Below are 1,865 nucleotides of genomic sequence, written 5' to 3' on the forward strand. Positions count from 1 at the left end.
GGATATTTCTCTATATTCGCGCTTCATCAGAAAACTGAAGGAACCTCCATTGAATCGAACTAATATTTTTTTTGGTGAATCGCATTCTGACTGGTTGCCTGTCAGAGGCGGAGAATCTGGTGATTTTGTTTTTCGACGTGGTGACGGGCATGCCTTCGCGAAAATCGCACCTGCTTCCCGCCGCGGTGAGCTCGCTGGAGAGCGTGACCGCCTCATTTGGCTCAAAGGTCGAGGTGTGGCTTGCCCCGAGGTCATCAACTGGCAGGAGGAACAGGAGGGTGCATGCTTGGTGATAACGGCAATTCCGGGAGTACCGGCGGCTGATCTGTCTGGAGCGGATTTGCTCAAAGCGTGGCCGTCAATGGGGCAGCAACTTGGCGCTGTTCACAGCCTATCGGTTGATCAATGTCCGTTTGAGCGCAGGCTGTCGCGAATGTTCGGACGCGCCGTTGATGTGGTGTCCCGCAATGCCGTCAATCCCGACTTCTTACCGGACGAGGACAAGAGTACGCCGCAGCTCGATCTTTTGGCTCGTGTCGAACGAGAGCTACCGGTGCGGCTCGACCAAGAGCGCACCGATATGGTTGTTTGCCATGGTGATCCCTGCATGCCGAACTTCATGGTGGACCCTAAAACTCTTCAATGCACGGGTCTGATCGACCTTGGGCGGCTCGGAACAGCAGATCGCTATGCCGATTTGGCACTCATGATTGCTAACGCCGAAGAGAACTGGGCAGCGCCAGATGAAGCAGAGCGCGCCTTCGCTGTCCTATTCAATGTATTGGGGATCGAAGCCCCCGACCGCGAACGCCTTGCCTTCTATCTGCGATTGGACCCTCTGACTTGGGGTTGATGTTCATGCCGCCTGTTTTTCCTGCTCATTGGCACGTTTCGCAACCTGTTCTCATTGCGGACACCTTTTCCAGCCTCGTTTGGAAAGTTTCATTGCCAGACGGGACTCCTGCAATCGTCAAGGGATTGAAACCTATAGAAGACATTGCTGATGAACTGCGCGGGGCCGACTATCTGGTATGGCGCAATGGGAGGGGAGCAGTCCGGTTGCTCGGTCGTGAGAACAATCTGATGTTGCTCGAATATGCCGGGGAGCGAATGCTCTCTCACATCGTTGCCGAGCACGGCGACTACCAGGCGACCGAAATTGCAGCGGAACTAATGGCGAAGCTGTATGCCGCATCTGAGGAACCCCTGCCTTCTGCCCTTCTCCCGATCCGGGATCGCTTTGCAGCTTTGTTTCAGCGGGCGCGCGATGATCAAAACGCAGGTTGTCAAACTGACTACGTCCACGCGGCGATTATAGCCGATCAAATGATGAGCAATGCCTCGGAACTGCGTGGGCTACATGGCGATCTGCATCATGAAAACATCATGTTCTCCAGTCGCGGCTGGCTGGTGATAGATCCCGTCGGTCTGGTCGGTGAAGTGGGCTTTGGCGCCGCCAATATGTTCTACGATCCGGCTGACAGAGACGACCTTTGTCTCGATCCTAGACGCATTGCACAGATGGCGGACGCATTCTCTCGTGCGCTGGACGTCGATCCGCGTCGCCTGCTCGACCAGGCGTACGCTTATGGGTGCCTTTCCGCAGCTTGGAACGCGGATGGAGAAGAGGAGCAACGCGATCTAGCTATCGCGGCCGCGATCAAGCAGGTGCGACAGACGTCATACTAGATATCAAGCGACTTCTCCTATCCCCTGGGAACACATCAATCTCACCGGAGAATATCGCTGGCCAAAGCCTTAGCGTAGGATTCCGCCCCTTCCCGCAAACGACCCCAAACAGGAAACGCAGCTGAAACGGGAAGCTCAACACCCACTGACGCATGGGTTGTTCAGGCAGTACTTCA

General features: G+C 55.4%; 2 protein-coding genes. Both read left to right on the forward strand.

The window, feature by feature from the left end:
* The first annotated feature begins 49 nt into the window (after positions 1 to 49).
* Positions 50 to 853, forward strand: coding sequence for an aminoglycoside O-phosphotransferase APH(3'')-Ib (aph(3'')-Ib, locus tag AKJ31_RS22215; RefSeq protein ID WP_001082319.1), 804 nt, complete (start codon positions 50 to 52; stop codon positions 851 to 853).
* Entirely contained in the window at positions 853 to 1,689 is an 837-nt protein-coding gene (locus AKJ31_RS22220) for an aminoglycoside O-phosphotransferase APH(6)-Id (protein ID WP_000480968.1), read from the forward strand. The genes aph(3'')-Ib and AKJ31_RS22220 overlap by 1 nt, the downstream gene beginning before the upstream one ends.
* Positions 1,690 to 1,865: the final 176 nt, after the last annotated feature.

Source organism: Vibrio hepatarius (genome assembly GCF_001274785.1).
Lineage (GTDB): Bacteria > Pseudomonadota > Gammaproteobacteria > Enterobacterales > Vibrionaceae > Vibrio > Vibrio hepatarius.